The sequence below is a fragment of the Luteolibacter yonseiensis genome (assembly GCF_016595465.1).
In the GTDB taxonomy this organism is placed as follows: Bacteria; Verrucomicrobiota; Verrucomicrobiia; order Verrucomicrobiales; family Akkermansiaceae; genus Luteolibacter; species Luteolibacter yonseiensis.
The window spans coordinates 216,084-239,420 of the sequence record NZ_JAENIK010000012.1; the positions used below are offsets into that span (position 1 = coordinate 216,084).

15 protein-coding genes and 1 tRNA gene are annotated in these 23,337 nt (G+C 60.9%); 9 read left to right on the plus strand and 7 right to left on the minus strand.

Translation table 11 applies throughout. The features are described 5' to 3' along the window. Positions 1 to 86: 86 nt before the first annotated feature. Positions 87 to 3,986: a DUF7133 domain-containing protein gene (locus JIN84_RS16750; RefSeq protein WP_200352217.1), complete on the minus strand. Its 3,900-nt coding sequence runs from the start codon at positions 3,984 to 3,986 to the stop codon at positions 87 to 89. Positions 3,987 to 4,171: 185 nt separating this feature from the next. On the opposite strand from JIN84_RS16750, the gene JIN84_RS16755 reads away from it, so the two are divergent. Further along, on the plus strand, positions 4,172 to 4,579 hold the full coding sequence (locus JIN84_RS16755) for an HIT family protein (protein WP_200352218.1): 408 nt from the start codon (positions 4,172 to 4,174) through the stop codon (positions 4,577 to 4,579). A gap of 44 nt (positions 4,580 to 4,623) precedes the next feature. Next, positions 4,624 to 5,298: a 3-keto-disaccharide hydrolase gene (locus JIN84_RS16760; RefSeq protein WP_200352219.1), complete on the plus strand. Its 675-nt coding sequence runs from the start codon at positions 4,624 to 4,626 to the stop codon at positions 5,296 to 5,298. A gap of 208 nt (positions 5,299 to 5,506) precedes the next feature. Here the strand turns inward: JIN84_RS16760 and JIN84_RS23290 are convergent, their stop codons facing one another. From JIN84_RS23290 to JIN84_RS16785, 5 genes are all read right to left on the minus strand, one after another. Then, positions 5,507 to 10,489 carry an Ig-like domain-containing protein gene (locus JIN84_RS23290; RefSeq protein ID WP_200352220.1) on the minus strand — a complete coding sequence of 1,661 codons (4,983 nt, stop codon included), beginning with the start codon at positions 10,487 to 10,489 and terminating at the stop codon, positions 5,507 to 5,509. A 218-nt stretch (positions 10,490 to 10,707) separates the two neighbouring features. Further along, entirely contained in the window at positions 10,708 to 10,863 is a 156-nt protein-coding gene (locus JIN84_RS16770; protein WP_200352221.1) for a hypothetical protein, read from the minus strand. A gap of 93 nt (positions 10,864 to 10,956) precedes the next feature. Then, positions 10,957 to 11,883 (minus strand): sugar phosphate isomerase/epimerase family protein, encoded by a 927-nt coding sequence (locus JIN84_RS16775; RefSeq protein ID WP_200352222.1) that lies wholly within the window; start codon positions 11,881 to 11,883, stop codon positions 10,957 to 10,959. Between the two features lie 70 nt (positions 11,884 to 11,953). Further along, positions 11,954 to 12,673, minus strand: a complete 720-nt coding sequence (locus tag JIN84_RS16780; RefSeq protein ID WP_200352223.1) for a 3-keto-disaccharide hydrolase — start codon at positions 12,671 to 12,673, stop codon at positions 11,954 to 11,956. Between the two features lie 200 nt (positions 12,674 to 12,873). After that, positions 12,874 to 13,257 (minus strand): hypothetical protein, encoded by a 384-nt coding sequence (locus tag JIN84_RS16785; protein ID WP_200352224.1) that lies wholly within the window; start codon positions 13,255 to 13,257, stop codon positions 12,874 to 12,876. Positions 13,258 to 13,607: 350 nt separating this feature from the next. On the opposite strand from JIN84_RS16785, the gene JIN84_RS16790 reads away from it, so the two are divergent. The 6 genes from JIN84_RS16790 to JIN84_RS16815 all read left to right on the plus strand — a co-directional run bounded on the left by JIN84_RS16790 (position 13,608) and on the right by JIN84_RS16815 (position 20,372). Next, positions 13,608 to 15,335 (plus strand): ABC transporter ATP-binding protein/permease, encoded by a 1,728-nt coding sequence (locus JIN84_RS16790; RefSeq protein ID WP_200352225.1) that lies wholly within the window; start codon positions 13,608 to 13,610, stop codon positions 15,333 to 15,335. A gap of 74 nt (positions 15,336 to 15,409) precedes the next feature. Then, on the plus strand, positions 15,410 to 17,836 hold the full coding sequence (locus JIN84_RS16795) for an ATP-binding protein (protein ID WP_200352226.1): 2,427 nt from the start codon (positions 15,410 to 15,412) through the stop codon (positions 17,834 to 17,836). An 11-nt stretch (positions 17,837 to 17,847) separates the two neighbouring features. Beyond that, complete coding sequence (locus JIN84_RS16800; protein ID WP_200352227.1) at positions 17,848 to 18,777, plus strand: DUF5077 domain-containing protein; 930 nt, start codon at positions 17,848 to 17,850, stop codon at positions 18,775 to 18,777. A gap of 69 nt (positions 18,778 to 18,846) precedes the next feature. Further along, a complete protein-coding gene (locus JIN84_RS16805) occupies positions 18,847 to 19,077 on the plus strand; it encodes an addiction module protein (RefSeq protein WP_200352228.1) in 231 nt (76 codons plus the stop codon). Positions 19,078 to 19,419: 342 nt separating this feature from the next. After that, positions 19,420 to 19,499: transfer RNA gene (locus JIN84_RS16810), tRNA-Leu, on the plus strand. A 48-nt stretch (positions 19,500 to 19,547) separates the two neighbouring features. Further along, entirely contained in the window at positions 19,548 to 20,372 is an 825-nt protein-coding gene (locus JIN84_RS16815) for an LpxI family protein (protein WP_200352229.1), read from the plus strand. 38 nt (positions 20,373 to 20,410) lie between these two features. On the opposite strand, the gene JIN84_RS16820 is transcribed toward JIN84_RS16815, so the two are convergent. Continuing rightward, complete coding sequence (locus JIN84_RS16820; RefSeq protein ID WP_200352230.1) at positions 20,411 to 20,881, minus strand: GNAT family N-acetyltransferase; 471 nt, start codon at positions 20,879 to 20,881, stop codon at positions 20,411 to 20,413. 135 nt (positions 20,882 to 21,016) lie between these two features. Here JIN84_RS16820 and JIN84_RS16825 point away from each other — a divergent pair, with 135 nt between their 5' ends. Next, positions 21,017 to 23,263: a DUF6797 domain-containing protein gene (locus tag JIN84_RS16825; protein ID WP_200352231.1), complete on the plus strand. Its 2,247-nt coding sequence runs from the start codon at positions 21,017 to 21,019 to the stop codon at positions 23,261 to 23,263. The last annotated feature ends 74 nt before the right edge of the window (positions 23,264 to 23,337 follow it).

A 23,337-nucleotide genomic window follows, 5' to 3' on the forward strand; every position in this document is an offset into this window, starting at 1 on the left:
TGATGGTGGGAAAGAATACGATTCCTTTCAGGAGTCTGCCCCACTTCCTGTATGGCTGTCAGAAAGCGGGGCTTCGGGATCACTCTTTACGGCTTCACCAATTCCGGCGCGGGACGTTTCTTCTCATCCTTGGTTTCCTTCTTCTGCTCGGCGAGATAGGCGACGAGGTCGCGGACTTCGCCGGCGGACAGGATGAGGCCCATCGGTGGCATGGAGGAGACAGGAGGTGTCATGGAGTCCACGTCGCTTTTCATCACCCGCAGGACTTTCCCGCTGCTGTCGAGGTCCACGTGTTCCGGCGTATCCGCGATCACGATGCCGGCGACGGACTTGCCGCCCTTGAGGGTGACACTGGCGATGCCGTAACCCATCGCCACCTTGGCTCCCGGTTCGACCATGGACTGGAGGAAGTGACGGCGGTCCCCGCGCAGAGCGACTCCGGAGAGATTCGGCCCGGCATCACCTCCGCCGTGTCCGCCGGAGTGGCAGCGCATGCATTGCCCGGCGGGATGGGACTCGAAGATCTGCTCGCCCTTCTTCGCGTCTCCGCCTTCCAGGGATGGAAGGAATGAGGTGAGCGGGTCCGTGGAACTCGCGGCGGCCGCCTTGAAGTCCGAGAGGGCTTTGACGACCGCTGGTTCGGTGCGTTTCGCCGCGGCATCCAGCAGTTCGAGCGCGGCAGGGGAAACCCCGCCTTGCTTCTGCAGATCGGAGAGTCCGGTGAGGAAAAGCTTGCCGCTGTCCGGAGCCTGGATGCCGGCGGCGAGTTTCCATGCCTCCTGCTTGCGGTGCGCGCTGCCGGTGGTGGTTGCTTTTTCCAAACCATCGAGCGCGGTGGCGGGCGAGCTTTCCACGAGGCGGCGGAGCGAGGCGATCGCGAGGTCATCTTCCTTCCCGGCGGCAAGTTTCACCAGCAGCTTGTCGAAGCCGTCCGGCTTGCGGCTGGCGTAGAGGTCCAGCGCATCAGCGCGGGCAGCTCCGGGGAGCTGCTCGTTGAGGACGAGCGCTTCGATGTCCTTGTCCGGCACGGAGGAGATGTCGAGCTTGTCCTGGAGCACGAGCGAGAGCGCGGCATCGAGGAATTTTCCTTCGGTCTGGACCAGAGGGGTGATGCTGCGGTTCAGCACTCCGCGGATGAGCTCCGGGTTGCGGGCGGGCAGGGGAGCCATGCGGCCGGTGGACTGGTCCACGGAGCTCGGGGTCGTCCATTCGGAAAGCAGGCGGAAGGCTTCCTTGCGGGCATGCGCCGGTGCCTTGGCATCCAGCGCGACCTTGAGCACGCGCCGGGCGTTCGTTTCGTCACCGGTGCGGAAGGCGCTGTGGAGCAGGCGGCGCCACTGCATGGTGCTGCGGTTGTCCGGTGCGGGCTGGTCAAGCATCGCGGCAACCAGCGGACGGACCGCCGTGATGTTCTGATCATTGATCGAACGCACCGCCTCATCCGAAACGGTGCGATCCGCATCGTTGAGGAATCCGGCGAGCTCGACGGACTTCAGACGGCGCAACGCGATGACCGCGGCAAGACGGATCCTGGCGCTGGAATCGCTCTTCCTCGCGCCGAGCTGTTTTTCATTTTCCAACAACGACAGCGCGTGGGAGCCCGCGTGGCGGAGATAGGGATCGTCGGTCTTGTCCAGCATCGAGCAGATGGCAGGCACCGCGGCTGTCGCACCGAGACGACCGGCGGCGAGGGCTGCGTGGAGCTGGACGCGCGGCGAGGTGTCGGAAATGAGCTTCGCGAATGGAATGCCGTCGGCCTTGAGGCCGGATTCGCCAAGAGTCTTGATCGCCTGTGTGCGGACCTCCACATCGCGATCCGCGAGAAGAGGAAGCAGCGCGGCGCGCGCGCTTTCACGCAGCGCCGGGGCTGCGGCGGGGGTGTTTGTGGTGCCCGGGAGAACCGCGGCACCACGGCGGGCGATCACGCCCAAGCCCCACACGCCGTGAAGGCGGGCGAGGGGATGGTTGGTTTGTTTCGCGGCGCTGGCGAGCATCGGCAGGCCATCCGGCTTGCGGGTGAGGGCGAGTTCCGCGCGCAGGCGGACGCGCATGTCGGGGTGCGTGAGCAGGCGGCCGAGCTCGTTGACAGGGCGTTTTTCAAATCCCTCCTTGATCAGCGCGGCTGCCTCCTTGGCCTCTTCACCACGCCATGGTTTTTCCGCGGCCACCTCATAGACGCGGCCCGCCTCATGCGAGGCCCAGCCGGTGATGAAGTCCGTGACCAGGAGTTTTCCGTCCCAGGAATATTCGGCATCCGTCACTCCGGCACCCCAGTTGAACTTGCGGGAGTCGGTCATTTTCATGGATGCGCCCTTCGGCTCCACCTTGAACGACCAGATTCCGGAGTTCGCCGCGCCACCCTTATAGTCACAGATGAGGAAACGGCCCGCCTCTTCTTCGGTAAATCCGGTGCCGGGATGATAGGTCAATCCGGAAGGGCCGGAGGTGATGTGGGCCACCGGCGGCAGGATGTAGGCGGGCTGCGCCGGATTGGCGAGCTGCCAGATCTTCTCATCCATCCAGCGGGCGGGGGGACGTTCCTCCATGCCCATCTGGCGGTGGTGGACCAGCAGTCCCTGGTGGCCCATGTTCCAGCCGGAATCGGCTCCATCCACCACATAAACGACACGCGCCTGGTCGCCTTGATCGCAGTTGTTATCCACGGAAATCGCGTTGCCCTGTTCGTCGAAGGCGATTTCCTTCGGGTTGCGCAATCCGGTGTGGATGACTTCGAAATTCGTGCCGTCCGGATCAAAGCGGAACACGCAGCCTTCGTCCGGCATTTCGTATTTCACTCCCTCCTTGGTGACGATGTTCATGCCACGGTCGCCGAGGGTTCCGTAGATCCGACCGTCCGGGCCGAGAACGAAACCATTCAGGTCATGACCGGAAAACGAGACGCGCACGCCGAAGCCGTCCTGCACCACATCCCGCACCTCCGCCATCCGGTCGCCATCCTTGTCGCGCAGGGCATACACCTTCGGAATACAGGCGAGGAAGACGGTTCCTTCGTATGCGAAGACTCCGGCGGCAGGTCCGTCCAGCACGTCGTTGAATTTTCCGGCGAACACACCGCTTTTCTTGAAAACACCCGAGGCATCGGGTTCGGAAAGCACACGCACCAGATCCTCCTTCTCGGTGAGGAATTTCAACGAGCTTTTCTCCTCCTTGTCCTTCCACTTGTCATGCATCTTGCGGCGGTCCTCCGTCGTGCGGGAGGAGATGTCGTCCAGGTACCAATACAGGTGATCGCGGTTGTCCGGCACCCCGTGGCGGAACCGGTGCGTCTCGCTCACGTAGATCTCGCCCTTCTCCCCGACGCTGAGCGCCGTCGGCGACGTCACGCCCTGATCCTTGTAGTCGGCGATCACCTTCGCCTTCGTTCCCAGGGGGATGGTCAGTCCGGGGATGTCGGCGCTCGCCACCAGATCCGCAGGCGCGACCTTGCCGCCGTGGGTGGTAGGAGGAAATGTGGGTTTGTCCGAGTCCGTCAGCACGAAATGGTCTGCCAGGATCACACCCCAGCCGCCGCTCTCCAGATCCACGATGCGGATCTGCGCGCTCTTTCCTTTCAGCGCCGAGACGTCCCAGATGACCGGCTTCAGATTCAACGAGCCTCCGCCGGTTGCTTCCATCTCCACCTTGCCGTCCACCACGAGTTGCACGGCGGTCTTTCCCTTGTGGTTTCCTCCGGCGACCAGGAAGCCGACGTATTTTTCCGTAAGCTTGAACTTGGGTGATTCCAATGTCCCTTGGGTCTTGTCTCCACCGTGGGCCGAACAAGCGAGAGAGTCTCCGGAAAATCCCGAGATCTCCGACGTCAGGCCGTCGCAGCGTCCGGCCACCGGGGCCAGTCCGAATCCGTCGCCGTCCACTTTCCAATCCCCAAAACCATCACCCTCGAAGGATTGCAGAACCCGCGTCTCGGCGGAAGAAGTCACGGCGGCAAGCAGAAGCCCGGAGGCACATAGGATACCAAATTTCATCGGGCCGATGCTACCGGGTTTCGGGCGACTTTCTATCATAATAAGTGCAAGAGATTTATGGGTTTTGTGTGCTAAGTTTTTCAGGGAAAGGATCATGGGCGGTCCTTCGGACGAGGGTGGCGTCGGATTTGTCAGGGGGAGGACTTCTTCGTGACACCGGTGTGGAAACAGGGCTAGCAATGGGCATGGCATTTGAACTCAACGCCCGGCTGGCGGCAGGTGGTTTTGAAATCGGGCGGATCGGCGGCTGCCGGTTGTCCCTGAAGAACAACGCGATCTTTCCATGGTTCCTGTTGATTCCCGAAGTGGAGGTGGAAGACCCGCATGAACTGCCGGTGGAGCAATATCACACGGTGATGGAGGCCCAGCGGCGGGTGTGCCAGTTCGTCAGCGCTTATTTCAAACCTGAGAAACTCAACACCGCGCACATCGGCAACCAGGTGCGGCAGATGCACATCCACATCGTGGGACGCAGCACGGGAGATCCGGCGTGGCCGGGAACGGTGTGGGCGTTCGAGGGGAAAAAAGCATACACACCTGAGGAGGTGGAGGAAATTTCAAAAGCCGCCCGTGGGTTTCTCGGATTGGAATGATTTTCTCCGCAAGGTTTTCCCGTCCGTGGCGTAACATGCTCCACATGAAACCCATCATCACCGTTCTTTTCGCCTCCGCCGCCATCGCCTGCGCCGGTCCGGTTTCGCTTTTCAACGGCAAGGATCTCACCGGCTGGACGGCGGATGTCCCGGCCGCCGACAAGGACGCCGGCATTTCCCCGAGCTTCATCGTAAGGGATGGTCTGCTCGTCAGCATGGGAAAGCCGGAAGGACATCTGGTTTCAAACGAGACCTATTCCGACTACACGCTCACGGTGGAATACCGCTTCCCGAAAAAAGGCGGAAACTGCGGCGTGCTGGTCCACTCATCCACACCACGCGCGCTTTACGGGATGTTCCCCAAATCCATCGAAGTGCAGATGATGCATGAGAACGCCGGGGATTTCTGGTGCATCCAGGAAAACATCGAGGTTCCGGACATGGAGAAAAGGCGTCCGCACAAGGATGGGCAGAAGTTCGGAGGTGGGCCGGATGACGCGCGGAACATCAAGAACCTGACCGATGGCTCCGAAAAACCGCTTGGCGAGTGGAACACCATGACCATCCAATGCAAGGGCAAGGAGATCATCGTCCACGTGAACGGCACGCTGGTGAACCACGGGACCAACTGCACCGCGGGCTCCGGAAAAATCGCCCTTCAGGCGGAAGGCACGGAAGTGGAGTTCCGGAAGGTGGAGATGGTGAAGGACGCCGGATGATTTGCGGGAGAGGCCGTTTCGCCATAACCGCGTTGTCGGCTGAAGAGCCGGGTGCTCCCGTTCGTAGTCCAGCCCTTCAGGGCGTCTTTCGGGGGCCTCGGAGGACGCCCTGAAGGGCTGGACTACATGCGAAGAACTCCACGTTGATCATACGCCATGGGAGAGTGGGCTGGCATAGGACCTCCGACCCGCTTCGGCGACATGTTTTTTACGGAGTGAACGGGATGGTCACCCTGAGCCGGGCGAATTTTTTCGGAGCGCCATCGGCAGGGATGACGACGGTGATGTCATCAGGATCCGTGCCGTTTTCCACGACGGTGAGAGGCGGGCCGTTGACGGCGTCTCTCATGATGGGGATGGACGCCCATGGTGGTTCGATGGAGGAGGAACTTTCCACGGCGATGGCATAATCCTTCGCGGCGTCCGCCCGTTTGAAACGGACGATGAGGTTGCCCGAGCCGTCCACGGTGGTGGCGACGGGGGATGCCGAGGTGCTGGCAACGGGCGAGGTGCCGGTGACGAACTCGACGGCATTCGCGATGCCGTCGTGGTCAGGGTCCGCATCCGGAGCGCGGTCGGCACCGCTCAGGGAAGGGTAGGCGTCATACCATGCTTGATAAGGGGAAAGCGGGGTGGCGTTCGCTTGATTAGAGGTATTGCTCTCGCCATCGCCATTCGTGGCGGTGATGACGTAATAGTAGGCGGTGCCGATGGTGACAGCGGTATCCAGATAGCTGGTCGTGGAAAGGGTGGTAAGCGTGGTGTAGGGGCCGCCGGAGAGGGTGCCGCGTTTCACGATGTAGCTGGTGGCTCCGCTGACAGGAGTCCAGCTCAGGTTGACCCGGGCATTTCCCGCGGTGGCGGTGAGTCCCGTCGGTGCGGCGGGAACGGGTGCCAGCGGGGTGGCGGTGGCTTGGGCGGAACCGCCCGTCTCCGCTCCGCCTTTCAATGCGGTCACGACGTAATGATAAGCGGTGCCGTTGGTGAGGCCGGTGTCGGTGTGACTCGGCGTGGTGACGGTGGCCACGGTGGTGTAGGGACCGCCCGAGGTCGTGGAGCGTTTCACATTGTAACCCGTGGCACCACTGGCGGCGTTCCAACCGAGTGCGACCTGGGAATTTCCACGCGTCGCGACAAGATTGGCTGGCGGGGCGACGCTGGTGAGGACGATATTGTCGAGGAACACGGTGTTGTCTCCGCCTGCGAGATTGGTGCCGACGAACGACAGCGTGTGGATGGCGGCGGTGGCGGGAAAGGTGGCCGTCACCGTGGTGAAACTGGTGGAGCCGGGGACGTGGCTCTGGATCACGTTGCCATCGATGGCGACATCCCAGGATTCGCCGCCGTGCTGGGCCTCGCCCGAACGCTGGGCGGCCCTGTAGGTGAACGTGTAGACATTGCCGGGGACAAAACCGCCGAGGGTTTGGGAGATTTCCCCGTAGCCTTGGACGAAGGCGGCCTGCGTGCCGGCGGGCGACGCCGGGTTGCCGAATCCGCTGCCGTTCGCGACGATGCCGGAGCCGTTGCCGGGACTGCCGCCGAAGGTCCAGCGGGCGTCGGCGGGGTTGTAGCGGTAGTTGTTCGCGCCGATCGACGGGGTTTCGAAACTGAAATTGCGATCGGTGTTCAGGATGGCGATGCGGGCGGCGCCGGAGTCGGCGCTGCTGCCGTTGTTGAAAAGCACCCGGGCGAAGACGGTGTGCCAGCCGGGGCCGGGGTTCGACCAGGCGAAGGTGTAGGGCGCGGTGGTGTCGGAACCGAGCAGGGTGGTGTTGTCCGCGTAGAATTCGACGCCGCTGACGAGGTTGCCCTTCGCGGTGACGCTTGCCGCGAGATTGACGGTTGCGGTGTTGGCAAACGAGGTATCGGTCGCCGGACTGGTCAGTGCGATGACGGGCGCGGCGGGCAGGGGCGGGGAGGAGAGCGTGACGTTGTCGATGAACACCGTGTTGTCGCCACCGTTGAGATTGGTGCCCGCAAAGGCGATGTTCTGGGTGGTCGCGGTGGCGGTGAAGGTCGCGGAGCAGGGAGTGTAACCCGTGCTGCCGGGGCTGTAGGATTGGATCACGGCGTTGTTCACCTTCACGTTCCATGTCTGGCCACCCTGTTGGCTCGCACCACCTCTTTGCGCGGCGGAGAAGTTCAGCGTGTAGGTTTTTCCGACAGTGAATCCGGATACTGTCTGGGAAATGCTGCCGAGTGCCTGGACGATTCCGGCCTGCGTGCCGAGCGGGGCGTCCGCATTGTTGAAGGCGCTGCCATTTCCCGCGATGCCCGAGCCGCTGTTGCCACTCTGCGCGCTGAAGATCCATGTGGCTCCGGACGGGTTGTAGCGGTAACTGCCGCCGCCCGTGCCGATGTTCGGAGTTTCGAAACTGAAATTCGGAATCGCGGGCGTGGCGGTGGAGATCCGCACGGCATCGATGAAGACGGTGTTATCGCCTCCGTTGGTGTTGGTTCCGGCGAAGGACACGGTGTGATAGGTGGCTGTGGCGGTGAAGGTGGCCGTGTAGGTGGCATAGCTGGTGCCACCGGGAGCGTTGGTCTGGATGACGTTGCCATCGACGGCGAGATTCCACGTCTGCCCGCCGTTCTGCGCGCTGCCGGAGCGTTGGGCGGCGTAGTAGCTGATGATGTAGCTGGTGCCGGGAACGAATCCGGAGAGCGTCTGCGTGAAGGTGCTGATGCCTTGGACAAACGCCGCCTGCGAACCGTCGGGTGCGTTGGGATTTCCGAAAGCACTGCCATTGGCAAGGATGCCCGAACCGTTTCCTGAAACGCCGCTGAAAGTCCAGACACCGCCGGATGGATTGTAGGAATGTCCGTTGATCCTGGGGTTTTCAAAGCTGAATCCGGCGATGGCGTTCGCCGGGGTGCTGGCTTCGGCGGAGTTCGCGCTCTGGCCATTCGCATTCACGGCGGCGACGACGTAATAATAGGTGACGCCGTGGGTCAGTCCGCTGTCGCTGAAGGTGAAGTTGGTGGTGGTGCCGACGGTGGTGTAGGGGCCGCCGGGAGTGGTGGCGCGTTTGATGGTGAAGCCGGTGGCTTCTGGTCCGCCCGCCCACGAGAGTTTGATCCGGAGGCCGGTGTCCGGCGCTGCGGTCAGGCCGGTGGGCACGGGGGGGAAGAATTTCAGCACATCGATGAGGACCCGGCGTTTGGTTTCATTGTAGGCGGAGTCGTTCGTGTTCGTGATGTTTACAAAAATCTCGAACTGCACGGCATAGCGGCTGAAGTCTGCCGCGAGCGCGTAGTAGTCGAGCAGCGTGTTGTCCGCGACGCGGATGACACCGGTGTTGTCGATGGTGAAGGTCGCCCCGGTATTGCCGCCGGTGATCGTGTAAACGAGCGGGCTGGAGTTCGGATTCGTCGCGGGCACGGTGCCGACGGTGGTGTCGTTCGGGGCGTGTTCCCGCACGCTCAGCCGGGTGGGTTTCCGCGCGCCCGCCACACTGCCGGAAATGGAGTAGTAGCCGAGGCTGGCGTAGTTCGAAAATCCATTGGTCAGGGGATCGTTCTTGCCAGCGCCGGTGACGCGGAAGGTGTAGGTGCCTGCGGCGAGGGTGGTGGTGATGGTGGATGAAATGGAACCCTGAGCGTCCGCCGTGTTGATGACGACGTTGCCGGCATTCACGAGCGTGGCCTTGGTGGCAAGGTTCGCCCAATCGCCGACGGGACTGGCGGTCAGGGTCACCGCGCCGCCGGTGGTGGTGAATTGGAAGGCATCCGTGTCGCCGGTCCGTTCGATGACGCCTTGGGCGGTGACATTGTTGTTGGTGGAGGAAACGTCGAGATAACGTGAGGTTGCGAGATTGTCTCCGGTGTCGTCGGTGCGGTAGCCGACGTTGTTGTTCGCGGTGGTGACGGTGAGCAGCTCGTCCTGATGCTCGTAGGCGTATTGGAATTCACCTTTGGCCCATGCCGTCACCGGCTGGTAGTAGCCCACGCCCATGATGGGTGCCCAGCCGGTCTCACCCGATCCCTGGCCGCCGTAGTATTCCTCGCGGTCCGTACCCGGATCGCCGTTGGGTTTCGGAAGGTCCCTCCCCTGGTGGCCGAGGCCGAGCGTGTGGCCCGACTCATGTGAGCCGACTTCCGCAGCGGCCTTTCCCGCATAGTAGGCCGCCCAGCAGACGGTGTCGTTGCCCCAGTTCCATGATCCGAAATAAGCCACCCCGGCACCTGTCACGGGATTCGGACCGAAGCAGCATCGCTGGCGGCTCGCGGCGGGCGCGGCTTCGAATACCTTGATGTCGGTGGTGACGTTGATGTTGAACGGCATGAAATCCTCCGCGACGCGCTTCCAGACTTCCTTGATGCCGGCGTTGTCGATGTTCGGCCGCGAATAGGTGACGCCACCCCAGCTCGATGTGTAGCCGCCCGCGAAATCCAAGTATAACACGGCGGGCGACCCGGGATAGCTTTGCAGGGAGACGATGTTCTCGCTGTAACTCGGCACATGGTCCCGCACCGCATCCGGACGCAGCGGCACGATGTTTTCCTCTTCCGCCGCAGAGGCTTTCACATGATCGTGACCGGCATGTTCGTCCTCCATCCCGATGCAGACGACCTCGTCGAGCTGACGCAGCCACAACTCGGGCGCCCCGTCATTTCCCGTCGGTTCGACGCGGTAGGCGGTCTTGCTTTCGGGGAACTCCATGACGGCCACGGCTTTGCCCGCTTTCCCGCCTTCCGGTGGATTCAGGATGAAAAACTTCCCGGTCTCCGGTGTGTCGAGAGTGCCGGAAACGTAGTTCACCCGGCCGTCCGCGATCTGGATGATCCTCACCACGCCGCGTGCGATCACACCCTCGGTCAGCTCGAACTCCACGGGGGAGCCATCTTTCGACTGCTTGAAACTCTGGAGAAACTCCGGGTCCCACGGGCGCTTGGATTTCCCCGGTCCTTGCAACCCCGCCGCGTAGGGATTGGTCCGGATGTCCATTTCCCGCGAGTGGGATCCGGGCGCGTTCGCCGCCGGGGAGGAAGCTGTCGCGGCGGCCCCATCGTCGGCAGCGGCAAACGGAGCCACAGCCTCGTCTTCGATCTTTTGGGGAGTCTCAGCGATGGAGGCCTCCGGTGTGACATCCGCAGGCGCATCCTGATGGCGGAAAACCATGCCGCCGATCATCGCCAACAGCAGGATGAGTCCGACCGGAATGAGGTATTTTAAAGATGAGGTTTTCAAGGGATGAAGGGATGGGTGAGCACTGGCGACAGATTTTCAGCACCGCAGACAACGGGGTCTCAGGTGATGCGGGGATTTTCCGAATATGGGTTTCACAAACCACCGGCACGAACCGGTCCATGGTCTATTGGACGCACTGTGCTTGATACCAAGTCACCTGATCCAGAACCATCAGCCTCCTATTTTATGTGGGAGGAGTGTGGGATGAACAATGGAAGTCACCCGATAAGGAAACCATCATATCGACCGCAACCCGGTGGATTGAACACGGGCAGGGTCTTGGACTGCGGCAGCTTGCTGCCGCTTTTCGTCGCCAGCTTGCTGGCATGGCGAAGCCCCGGTGGCTCCGGCAAACTGCTTGCAAGGGCAAGCATTGACCCAAGACAATTTGGGTCAAATTCCCTACGGTGAAGAGCTGGACCTTTCTTCCGCCATTCCTTCCGGCGGTGACAGCCGGAGGCGTATCCTCAAGACCGTTCCGGAAACTCGCTCTTCCATCTTGCGAGGGCGGTCTTGATCTCCTCGGTTTGACGGGTGGGGCTGAGTTCCCAGATAAGCGGGCATCCGGCCGGGAAAAATTTCAACAGCGAGGCGTATTCCAGCGTCCCGCTATAGGGGGTGCGGTGGTCGCGCGCGGGCCATTGCACGTCATGCACGTGGCCGCCGATGATATGTGGCGAGATTTTCTCCAACCACTCGAGGTGATCGAGCAGGCCGAGGTTGTGCTTGAGCTGGACGTGGCCGAAGTCATGCCAGTAGCCTACCGCGGGGTGATCGGCGAAGTGGGCCTGCAGCGCGATCATCTCACGCTCGGTCGGCATATCCTCGAAGCGGGAGCGGGATTCGATGGCGAGCTTGATGCCGGCTTTCTCCGCCCGGTCGGCGATCTTGCCGAGGGAATCGATCGCACGTTGGTAATAGAGCGGGCCGATTTTTTCACGCTTCTTGACGAAGGCGAGCTTGTGCTTGATGTAGTCGGCGGTGTGTTGGCCGCCTTCCGACACGGTGGTGGTGAGCTTCTTGGTCCACTGGGCTGGATTCATCGGCACGGAACCCATGTGGAGCACCAGGTATCGGGCCTCGAACCGTTCGGCAAGTTCCAGCGTGCGATAAGTCATGTCCATGGCCCGCTGGCGGTCATGGGGACGGTGCGAGGTGTATTCGTAGGCGTCCGGCGCGTCGATCATGACCTCCACGGGGGACGGGAAAAAGTTATGCACGCCCGAGCAGGTGAAGAGGCCTCGCTCATGCGCCTTCAGGATGCCCGGGAGTTTGGCGATGGTCATCCCGTGGGACAGCTCGATGTTGGTGAATCCGAGATCGATGATTTCCTCAATCATCGACTCACCGTCGGTATGACGGTGGTTGTTCCAGCAGGTTGAGAAGGCAAGCATGGGGAGATGTGAGAAAACCGGGCGGAAACATGCGGCTTGGCAGCTGTCTCCGCCCGATCTGAAGAGCGGATCAGAGGGGGCGGATCTTGATGTTGCGGAAGGAAATGGAACCGTGGTCTCCCTGCAGGGCTACGAAGCCTTTGCCGGATTTCGCGAACAACGGCATCTTGCCGAACTTGCTCTTCGCGACGCGTTCCTTGAAGTCCTCGCCGTTCATGTTGTATTCGAAATATTTCACACCGTTGATCTCATGCACGCACTTCTCCGGTGTGATGGTGAGCTTCACGTGGTTCCACTCGCCGGCGGGCTTGGTGGCATCGAGGGGCTTGCCCGTCTTGGCGTCGATCTCCGGCTTGTAGAGGGCGTAGAGCCAGCCGCAGCGTTCCGGGTCCTTGGCCTTGGCATTGTCCTCAAGCTGGAATTCCGGTCCGGTCGCCCAGACCGCGCCACCTTCGTTGGTGACATGGAAGATGATCCCGCTGTTGCCGGCTTCGGAAATGTTGTAGTCCAGTTCCAGCACGAAGGCGGAGAACTCCTCGCTGGTCACGATGTCACCCGCGTCGTGCGGGTCCGCGCAGACGAGCGAGCCATCCTTGACGACCCAGCCGGGGCGGATGTCGGTCTTCTTGAAGTTGCTCCAGCCGGCGAGGCTCTTGCCGTCGAACAGGAGCTTCCAGCCGTCGGCCTTTTCCTTTTCGGACAACGTGTTGATCCCCGGGTCCCCGGGGGCGGCGAAGGCAAGGGCGGGAGCGAGCATGGTTGCGAGAATGAGGGATCGGATGGGTTTCATCACCGGAGATTTAAGCGCGCTGTCGGACGGATGCCAGCAGAACCATTGGCTTTCCGGAAGTTTTCGAGAACAAAAAAAGGCCCCCTCGCAGAGGGAAGGGGCCTTTGATTTAAGTCGGAGCCATGATGGCATGTCCGGCTGAAGGTCTTGGGACGCCCGCTCCTCCTGCCTGAGGAAGAGCGGGGGTCGCAAGATGCGCTTCAGATCCGGAACTGCCAGAGGGCGTCCACTTCCTTGTCACGCCATGCGGGACGGCGGGCCATGGGGTCCTGAAGCGTGCGGATCGCCTTGCGGCCGCCGGTGCTGAGGAAGCTCTCGCAGTCGATGGTGACGACGTCGAGGCCCATGTAGTAGGTGCCGTGCAGTGTGGTGACGGAGTCTTCTCCGAATGCTTCCGCGAGGTGGGCTTTCAGCAGGTCCGCCTCCTTCCTCCCTAGAAAAAGGAAGGCCGGGGTTTCTCCGTGATCGCATTTGGCGCGGATGATGTCTGATACCGCCTCGCCGTCCCAGGCGTCCGTGAAGGACAACTCGGACGGCACCATACTGGTATCCGGGTAGTTGGTGTGGTGTTCTGTAATGTTCATTTGGTTTGTTCTGAGGAACGATTTGGAGCTAGCAGCCCCCGTGCCATCAGGCGGGCGGGGCCGCTCCGGCAAGCCCGCCAAGCGGGTCCGCCGTTGTAACCGGATCAGTGCCAAGGCTCCAAATCACTTCGGAATTCTGTAACATTTTCATCAAGTCGCGAACGGTACCTCGTGACGTTTTTGCCAGAGTCGGGCGGCGGTGTTGATAGTGAGGGGGGCGTGGAGACAGGCTTTGACGCTTTCCGCTGATTCCCTTTGCTATTTCCGACGGATTTTGCCATTCCGCTCCGGCGGAATGGTTAACTTTTCCGTATGATCGTGCCCGATGCGGGCGAATCTTCCCCGGCGTCATGGCTCACGAAACACTTCACATCATACGGGCGACATGGAAACGCCTGCGAGGCGTACTGCGGTCGCTTCTGAAGTCTCCGCAAGGTCCGAGGGCGGTGGTGTTCGCGGTGACCCTGGTGCTGCTGATGATCGCGATCAACGGCCTTAACGTTTTGAACAGCTACGTGGGGCGGGATTTCATGTCGTCCATCGAGCACCGGAACATGAGGATGTTCGAACTGCAGGCGCTCTACTATGTCGGGGTGTTCCTGCTCTCGACGGCGGCGGCGGTTCTTTATCGGTTCACGGAAGAACGTCTGGGGATTCTCTGGCGCGAGCAACTGACCCGACGGCTCATCGGAGCCTACATGGACGACCGGACCTACTATCGGCTGGACTCCGCCACGGGCGTGGCCAATCCCGACCAGCGTATTTCCGAAGATGTCAGGGCGTTCACGACCACCACGCTTTCGTTCATCCTGCTCATCGTGAACGGAACCCTGACGGCCATCTCCTTCTCCGGGGTCTTGTGGTCCATCAGTCCTTTTCTTTTCTGTGTGGCGGTGACGTATGCGGTCTGTGGTTCTGTGTTCACCATCTTGCTGGGAAAACCGCTGATCCGGCTGAATTACAACCAGCTCGACATGGAGGCGAACTTCCGGGCGGATCTCATCCATGTGCGGGAGAATTCCGAATCCATCGCGCTCGCGCACCGCGAAGGCCGGTTCAAGGCTCGCCTGAACAAGCGGCTGGACGCCTTGACGACCAACTTCCGCCGGTTGATCCGCATCAACCGGAACCTCGGTTTCTTCACGAACGGATACAATTATTTCATCCAGATCATTCCGGCCCTCATCATCGCTCCGATGTTTATCGCGGGAAACAAGGAGTTCGGTGTCATCACCCAATCCACCATGGCGTTCGCGACCCTCCTGGGCGCGTTCTCGCTCATCGTGACGCAGTTCCAGTCCATCTCGGCCTTTACCGCGGTTACGGCGCGGCTCCACAGTCTGAATGACGCCATCGAGAAAGCGCATGAGGTCACTCCTTGTTCCATCGCGGTCGATGAGACGGTCGACCGGATGATTTACGAGAACGTCACGCTTCTCACCGCGGATCGCGGCAGGGTGCTGCTGGCCGGATTGAATCTGGAGATCACCCGCGGGTCGCGCTGGCTGGTCAAGGCGCATGACGACGCGCAGAAGGTCGCGCTCTTCCGGGCCACGGCCAGCGTGTGGGACAATGGCGGCGGTCATATCATCCGTCCCGGACTCGACAATATCCTGTTCCTTCCCGAACGCCCTTACCTGCCACCCGGCACGCTGCGCGAGGTGCTGCTGCGGACCGGTGCGGAGAACGTGGTTCCGGATGAGTTGATCCACAGCGTGCTCGCGAAGCTGGATCTGGAGGAAATCATCGCCCGGGCGCATGGCCTCGACACCGATCAGGATTGGGACGACCTGCTTTCCATCGGCGAGCAACACCTGCTGTCCGTCTCCCGGATTTTCCTCGCGAAACCCGCATTCGTCTTCCTGGACCGCCCCGGCAGCGCGCTCACGAAAAACCAGATTTCCAGCATCCTGGAGAAGTTGTCCGAGCAGGGCATCGGCTCCGTGGTCCTCTCGAAAAACGGCGAGTCCCGGTTGCGTTATGATTCTGTTCTGGAGATCAAGGCGGATGGTTCGTGGGATGTGACCAGCGAAGCGGTGGCGGATGCGAACGGGGATCTCAATGACCTGAGTTGTTAGCATCCGCACCACCGACCGGTTCCGGCAATCTTCCTGCTGGAGTTTTTTGAAAGGTGTTCCAGCATGGTCGCATCATGACCATTTCCAGCGGCGATTATGAAAAACTGGGCCAGTTTTACCTCGGCCGGGGCTACGATGCCGGAACGAAGCAGATCGAGGACGATCTGATCCTTTACGATTCGAAGGATCTGGTCACCCACGGCGTGGTGCTCGGCATGACCGGTTCCGGGAAGACGGGGCTTTGTCTCGCGCTGCTGGAAGAGGCGGCGATGGACAATATCCCCGCGATCATCATCGACCCCAAGGGGGATATTTCAAACCTGCTGCTCACTTTCCCCGATCTCGATGCGACGAGTTTCCGCCCTTGGATCAACGAGGAAGACGCCGCGAAAAAGGGAGTTTCACCAGATGAGTTCGCCGCCCGGACGGCGGAGACGTGGAAAAAGGGACTGGCGGATTGGGGGCAGGAACCTTCGCGCATCGCGACGTTCCGCGACAAGGTGGACATCAACATTTTCACTCCCGGCAGCAAGGCGGGCATCCCGGTGAGCATCCTGAGCTCGTTGGAAGTGCCGCCATTTGAAATCATGGATGACGCGGAACTGTTGGACGAGCGGGTGGAGAGCACGGTGTCCTCTCTGCTCTCGCTCGTCGGTGTGGATTCCGATGCGATCCAGAGCCCGGAGGCCGTGCTCGTCGCCGCCATTTTCCAGAAGGCGTGGGCGGACGGGCAGAACGTGACATTGGAAACGTTGATCCGCCACATCCAGAAGCCCTCTTTTGACAAGGTGGGGGTGATCGATCTGGAATCCTTCATGCCGGAGAAACCCCGGCAGGCTCTCGCTCTGAAATTCAACAATCTGCTGGCTTCGCCGGGTTTCGCCACCTGGCTCGACGGCCCGCCACTCGACATCGCGGGCATGCTGCACACTTCCGCAGGCAAACCACGTATCTCGATTTTCTCCATCGCCCATCTGGGCGATACGGAGCGGATGTTTTTCGTGAGTTTGCTGCTGAACCAGATGCTCGGCTGGATGCGGACGCAGAACGGCACCACCTCGCTGCGCGCCATCCTCTACATGGATGAGATCTACGGCTATCTGCCACCCAGTGCCAATCCGCCGTCCAAGCGACCGTTGATGACCATCCTGAAGCAAGGCCGCGCGTTCGGCCTCGGCTGCCTGCTCGCCACGCAGAACCCCGTGGATCTGGACTACAAGGCGCTCTCCAACATCGGCACCTGGTTCCTCGGCCGGCTTCAAACCGAACGTGACAAGCTCCGCGTGCTCGACGGGCTGGAAGGAGCCGCCGGATCGCAGAACGCGCAGTTCGACCGGGGCACGATGGAGAAACTCATTTCCGGTCTCGGCAACCGCATCTTCCTGATGAACAACGTGCACGAGGACTCCCCGGTGGTCTTCCACGTGCGCTGGGTGATGAGCTACCTGACGGGTCCGCTCACCCGTGGCCAGATCAAGACGCTGATGGACCCCAAGCGCGGGGATTTCACAAAGGCCGCCGCACCGGCCGCTGCTGAAAACCCGATGGGCATGCCGGGCATGAATGCCGCACCTTCCGCCGCATCACGCCCGAACGTGGGTGCGGGCATCAGCGAGATATTCGTGGCACCGGCCGGGGCGGGGGAGGACATCACTTACCAGCCGCACCTGTTGCGCGTCGGCGTGGTGCACTTCTCTTCGGCAAAGGCGGATCTCGACGGCAGCCGCACGGTAAAACTGGTGAACCCTATCACCGCCACGGGCATTGATTGGGAGAAAATACTGCCACCACCGCTGAAGCTGGAAGAATCCAACAGCGAACCCGTGGGAGGGGCGGGCTTCGGAGAACTACCCGGATTCGCCATGAATGCCGCGAACTACAAGCAGGTGGAAAAAGACTTCACCGAGTGGCTCTACCGCAATGAGCGCGCGGATGTCTTCACCAGCCCCGGGCTGAAGGAGTGGTCGAAGCTTGGCGAGAGCGAAGCGGATTTCCGCACGCGCATCATCCATCAGGCTCGTGAGGCGAGGGACGCGGCGATTCAAAAACTCCGAGACACTGCGGCGAAAAAGGTCTCCACCCTCGAAGGCCGCCTTCGCACCGCGGAAGGCCAGCTCGCGAAGGAAAAAGCCGAATCCAGCTCCGCCACGGTCCAGGCCGGTGTTTCGGTGCTCGGCGGTATCCTTGGTGCGGTCTTCGGACGCAAGGCGGGCCTGGGTACCCTCACCCGTGGATCGTCAGCAATCGGCAAGGCGACCGGTGCTTACAAACAGCGTCAGGACGTCGCCAATGCCGAAGCGAAGGTGGAAGGAGTCGCAGGTGAAATCGAAACCATCCAGGCCGAGCTGGAGGCTGGCGTTTCCAAGCTCACCGAATCCTACGATGCGGCGAACATTCCGCTGGAAACGGAATCCATCAAGCCGGCCAAATCGGATGTGAAAGTACAAACCGTCGCACTGCTATGGCTGCCATTCGACGCGAGAGGGGAGAAGGCATGGTGAGGAACCACCGCATGAGCTGGCTCCTGTATCTCTCCGTGTCATCCGCCGCCATCGCCGCGGCTCCGACGGACGCGGAGTTGCTCGCCTACATCAAGGGCAGGAGCACGCTTCAGCGCATCACTCCCACCCGGGTGGACATGGCCGCCCAAGTCATCTCGCGTTGCAACATCGATGCCGTCCTGCTGAAGCCAGGAGAAATTCCTGTCGAGAATCCCCACCTGAAGGCGAAGTTCCACACCTATGCGAATGCCCCGGCGGTGCTTCCGGTTTTCGATCCGTGGGGCAGATTTCCCGAGGGCAGCCTGCTGGTGAAGGAGAAGTTTTCGGAGACTGGAGAGACGCAGCTTTTCACCGGGATGTGGAAACGCGAACAAGGCTATTTCCCGGAGACGGGCGATTGGGAATTCTTCACGGTGGATGCCACGGCGGGCAGGATCGCGGAGCGGGGAAGGCTGCCGAAGTGCGCGGCCTGCCATGAAGAGATGGTGAAAGGAGATCACGTGTCACGTGACTACATCATTCCCGCCCAGATCACGGACGGCCGCATCATCCTGCATTCCAGTGGGGCGACCACACACGGAGAAAAGCTCCGTTATGAGGAACCCGAGAAGAAAAACACGCTCGGCTTCTGGGTGGATCCGGCGGACTGGGCGGAGTGGGAATTCAATGTCACCCGGCCGGGAACATTCGACATCCATCTCTGGCAGGGATGTGGCCCGGGCAGTGGCGGAAGCGAGGTCTCGATCACCACCGCAGGTCAGACCGCCGGTTTCGTCGTGGAGGAAACCGGGCATTTCCAGAATTTCAAGGAACGCGTGGTGGGACGCGTGAGATTTGAAAAAACCGGACCGCAGAAACTCGAACTGCGGGCGTTGAAAAAACCGGGCGCCGCCGTGATGGATGTGAGGCTGATCGTGCTCACCCCGGTGAAGCAAGAGTGAGGGCGGGGGAGAGGTTTTCGTTTGCCATCGCCGTTTGACAGATGCTTCCCAGGTCGCTAATTTTCCGATATGTCCACGCGGGAACTAGCCGAGGAAGCAATCTCGCTTCCACTTGCCGAACGGGTGTCTCTCGCACAAGCGCTCTGGCAAAGTATCGACCAACAATCCACGGACCTCAGTGACGCGGAGGCGATTCGGGTGGCGATGTGGCGGGACGCCGAGATGGAGCGTGGCGGTGTCGAAGGGCGCACTCACGAACAAGTGATGGACGCCGCTCGTAGAGCCATCGGATGCGCCTGATTTACCATCCGGATGCCGAACTGGAGCTTATCGATGCGGCCCGGTTTTATGAAGATCGGGTTCAAGGACTCGGTCGGCAGTTTTTGGACGCTTCTGATGATGGAGTAAGTTTGATCCAAGCTGCCCCGAGCAGTTCCGCGTCGTTGAAAACGATGTGAGACGGCTGGTGTTGAAGCGTTTTCCCTATTCAGTCCTTTACCGGACAGGAACGGATGAAATCCGCATTCTCGCGATCAATCATCAGAGCCGCCACCCGGATTACCGGCGTTACCGTCTTTCGGAATAATCCCAGAAATCCTCTTGCCCTGAGCAAAATGTCCGGCCAATCTCCCGCCGCACCAAGGCGGCTTGGCGGAATTGGTAGACGCGCTCGACTCAAAATCGAGTTCTAACGAGTGTGGGTTCGAGTCCCACAGCCGCTACTTTTCATGATCCATTGCGACAGCCGGTTTTCCCCGACACACGATCGCATGACCCATCCCCGCACCATCGGAATCATCGCTGGAAACGGCGTTTACCCGGAGACCTTCATCGCGGAGGCCCGCAGGAAGTCGCCGGGGATCAAGCTGGTGGTGGTGGCGTTTCATGGCGAGACGAAGCCCGAGCTGGAAAAACTGGCGGATGCGACGGAGTGGGTGCGCGTCGGGCAACTTTCGAAACTCATCAAGTTCTTCGTCCGCCAGGGCGCGAAGGAAGCGGTGATGATGGGACAGATTTCCCCGAAAAACCTCTTCGACCTCCGGCCGGACCTGCGTATCCTGATGATGCTGGCCCGCGTGAAAGAGCGGAATGCGGAGACGCTTTTCGGTGCGATCGGCGACGAACTGGCAAAGGATGGGATCACTCTCCTGTCAGCGACGACATTTCTGGATGATCACCTGCCGGGCCCTGGTCCGGTGTGCGGGCCGGTTTTCAAAAAGCGTCAGCTGGCGGATGCGGAGTTCGGCTTCCGCATCGCGAAACAAACCAGCGCGCTGGACATCGGCCAGAGCGTGGTGGTCCGTCACGGCACCGTGCTTGCCGCGGAAGCGTTCGAGGGGACGAATGCCTGCATCAGGCGCGGTGGCGAATTGGGAAATGGCAAGGACGTGATGCTGGTGAAGGTTTCCAAGCCAAACCAGGACTTCCGGTTCGACGTCCCGGTCATCGGCCCGCAAACCATCGAGACCTGCGCGGCGGCAGGGGTGCGCTCGATCGCGATCGAAGCCGGCAGGACGCTTCTGCTGGAAAAAGAACGCGTCGCCGAGCTTTGCGCGAAGCACGGGATCGGCGTGCATGCGGTGAAGGAGGGTTGACCTCAGGCCGGCGCCGGCAAGGCGGGTCTTCGCGTTCCTTACGGCAGCAGATCCGTATAGGTTCCCGGATCACTGCCGGGGATCTCGATGGCTCCACAGTTTTTCGCGTAGAACTCCCTCGGACCGACCCCGCCGATGATGGCGTAGGCGTAGCCGATGTCGCGGAGGGCTTCGAGAGACTTGAAAAGCAGGGCTTTCCCGAGCCCCAGACCACGGGCATCTTCCGAAACTCCGGTAGGTCCGAAAAATCCGCGCAGGGTCGTGTCATGGCAGGCGAAGCCGAGGATTTTCTTGTCCCGTGTGGCGATGAAACAGGAGATCGGCTGGCGTGTCATGGCGACCTCCACCTCGCTAACCCATTTGGGAGAGAAATTTTCCTTCACAAATTCGGAAACGGTATGCCGCTCGAAGGCCCTGGCCCGGCGCAATGTGACACCTTTTTCTGAAACCGTGCGATAGGTCTCAGAGGACTCCGGGAGGTCGTAAAGGCGCACGAGCATGTCGATCATGTCTGGAAGTAAAGGGGTTGGAATCCCATTCGGGAAGCAGGATTTCGGCCGACCGGTCAAAAAATGGTATGCTCTGGCGGGAAATGGGAAGATTCTTTGCTAGACCTCTCCGGCACTCTTCGTAATCTCCCGCCGATGTCATTTGTAACCCAACTTGCGTGTTTAGCCGCCACCGCCACTGTCGTACAGGTCGCCCGTGCCGCCGAATGGTATGAAGAAATGAAAATCGGCCCCGCGTGGTCGAATACCTTCGAGGATACTTTCCAAGGAACCAAGCGTGTTGCCGCTCTCAAGGGCATCCTGCTGGACCTCGGCGACAATCACCGGGCTCTCTTCGACACCGAGACGCTGCGTCTCGTGACCGCTTACCAAGGCAAATTCAAATGGGGGGGCACCCCATGGACGGGCCAGCACGGTCCGCTGATCTCGCTTGCTGACGAGAACGCGATTTTCAATACTCCTTCCGCTCCCGGTTGGGCGGATTCCGGCGGTTCCTTCGAAGACAAGCGCGAGATCCCGGGTTTCGGAAATCTCAAGGACGCGACCTACAAGGGCTACTATCGCTCGGGCAGCACCATCGTCCTGCAATACGCGGTGAACGGCACTGACATCCTCGAAGTCGTTTCCGGTGAAAACGGGACCATCACCCGGACCTTCCTCGTCGCCGCCCGCACGAAGGACCTCATTCTCACCGTTGCGGATGAAAAGGGCAATTTCACGGTTTCCAAGGACAAGGCGAAGTCCGCCGACGGTCTTGGCGTGACCACCACCGGTGGCATCACCCTGAACTATGAACTGAAGACTCCCGGCCATCTTCTGGCGAAGATTCCGAAAGGCGCCGCCGGCGTTTTCCAGATCGCCCTGGCCCGTGGCACCGAGCCAAAGGCGGCCGCCGCTCCTGACATCAAGAAGCTCATCACCGGCGGGGCACCTCTCTATCCCGAGATCGTCGAGACGAAGGGCACCGTGTCCTCCGACAAGGAGTCTCCCTATGTGACGGATGTCGTCACCCTGCCGAACGACAATCCATGGAAGTCCAACCTCCGTTTCGGCGGATTCGATTTCATCGACGAGGATTCCGCCGCGCTGAGCTCGTGGAACGGCGATGTGTGGGTGGTCAAGGGACTCAAGGGCGACTGGAGCAACTTCAAGTGGCAGCGCATCGCTTCCGGTCTTTTTGAAACGCTCGGAGTGAAAGTCGTTGACGGCAAAATCTTCGTCAACGGTCGTGACCAGATCACCGAGCTCGTCGATCTCAATGGCGATGGTGAGACCGACTATTTCAAGGTCTTCAACCGTGACGTCATCATCTCGCCGAACTTCCACGAGTTCGCCTTCGAGCTCCAGACAGACAAGGCCGGGAACTTCTATTTCTCCAAGGCATCCCCCGTCAAAGGTGGTGGCCGTGGTTTCGACCGCATCCTGCCGAACAACGGCACGATCGTGAAAATCAGCCCGGATGGGAAAAAATCCGAAATCGTGGCGACCGGCCTCCGCGCTCCGGGCGGCCTCGGTGTCGGACCGAATGGCGAACTCACCACGGGTGAGAACGAGGGCACGAACCAACCTGCCTGCAAGATCAACTACACCAAGCCTGGCAAGCCGGTGTTCTTCGGGACCGAGGCGTCGCGCCAGTTCCTGAAAAGCGCTCCTTATACCGAGCCGCTTTGCTACCTGCCGATGTCCGTGGACAACTCGGGTGCTTCGCAGGTCTGGGTGCCGGAAGGTGCCAATTTCGGCGTCGCGGCGGGAACTATGCTCCACCTTTCCTACGGTCAGTCCACGGTTTACGAAGTGCTTCCCGTACCGCGTAAGAACGGCTCGCTCCAGGGCGGCGTCGTGAAACTCCCGATCACGCTCCAGTCATCCGCCATGCGCGCCCGCTTCCAGAAGGACGGCTCGCTCTACCTGCTCGGCTTCCGCGGCTGGCAGACGAACGCCGCCACCGAGTGCGCGTTCCAACGCGTCCGTCACAATGCCGACGTGGTCGTGCCGGTTCCTGAGAAGATGGAATACACGCCGAAGGGTATCCGCCTCAAGTTCCCGTCCAAGCTCGACAAGGAGCTTGCCGAAGACCCGACCAGCTACGGCTCCGAGCGTTGGAATTACGTCCGTGGTCCGCAATACGGATCCGGTGAATTCTCCGTGGACCGTCCTGACAAGGCTGCGGAGGAGCAGGCCCTCACCCGCGAATCCAAGGATCACAACGTGCATGATACGGTGAAAATCGACTCCGCACGCCTGCTTCCGGACGGCCAGACCGTCGAACTGGAACTGGCCGGCATGAAGCCTTGCATGACCCTGAAAGTGACCTACGACCTCGAGAATACCGAGGGTGGAGTCATCAAGGGCGCCATGTATGGCACCGTTTACAAGGATTGATCCGATTTGATTTGAACGCCTTACGTGGCGGGGCAGATTCACAGGAGCGGATTTCGTGAGAAACCGTTTGAAGA

What these genes read in the sequence shown, in the direction of transcription:
- JIN84_RS16750 (WP_200352217.1), bottom strand. Translation starts at nt 3,986, where the DNA reads ATGAAATTTGGTATCCTATGTGCCTCCGGGCTTCTGCTTGCCGCCGTG.
- JIN84_RS16755 (WP_200352218.1), top strand. Translation starts at nt 4,172, where the DNA reads ATGGCATTTGAACTCAACGCCCGGCTGGCGGCAGGTGGTTTTGAAATC.
- JIN84_RS16760 (WP_200352219.1), top strand. Translation starts at nt 4,624, where the DNA reads ATGAAACCCATCATCACCGTTCTTTTCGCCTCCGCCGCCATCGCCTGC.
- JIN84_RS16770 (WP_200352221.1), bottom strand. Translation starts at nt 10,863, where the DNA reads ATGCTTGCCCTTGCAAGCAGTTTGCCGGAGCCACCGGGGCTTCGCCAT.
- JIN84_RS16775 (WP_200352222.1), bottom strand. Translation starts at nt 11,883, where the DNA reads ATGCTTGCCTTCTCAACCTGCTGGAACAACCACCGTCATACCGACGGT.
- JIN84_RS16780 (WP_200352223.1), bottom strand. Translation starts at nt 12,673, where the DNA reads ATGAAACCCATCCGATCCCTCATTCTCGCAACCATGCTCGCTCCCGCC.
- JIN84_RS16785 (WP_200352224.1), bottom strand. Translation starts at nt 13,257, where the DNA reads ATGAACATTACAGAACACCACACCAACTACCCGGATACCAGTATGGTG.
- JIN84_RS16790 (WP_200352225.1), top strand. Translation starts at nt 13,608, where the DNA reads ATGGCTCACGAAACACTTCACATCATACGGGCGACATGGAAACGCCTG.
- JIN84_RS16795 (WP_200352226.1), top strand. Translation starts at nt 15,410, where the DNA reads ATGACCATTTCCAGCGGCGATTATGAAAAACTGGGCCAGTTTTACCTC.
- JIN84_RS16800 (WP_200352227.1), top strand. Translation starts at nt 17,848, where the DNA reads ATGAGCTGGCTCCTGTATCTCTCCGTGTCATCCGCCGCCATCGCCGCG.
- JIN84_RS16805 (WP_200352228.1), top strand. Translation starts at nt 18,847, where the DNA reads ATGTCCACGCGGGAACTAGCCGAGGAAGCAATCTCGCTTCCACTTGCC.
- JIN84_RS16815 (WP_200352229.1), top strand. Translation starts at nt 19,548, where the DNA reads ATGACCCATCCCCGCACCATCGGAATCATCGCTGGAAACGGCGTTTAC.
- JIN84_RS16820 (WP_200352230.1), bottom strand. Translation starts at nt 20,881, where the DNA reads ATGATCGACATGCTCGTGCGCCTTTACGACCTCCCGGAGTCCTCTGAG.
- JIN84_RS16825 (WP_200352231.1), top strand. Translation starts at nt 21,017, where the DNA reads ATGTCATTTGTAACCCAACTTGCGTGTTTAGCCGCCACCGCCACTGTC.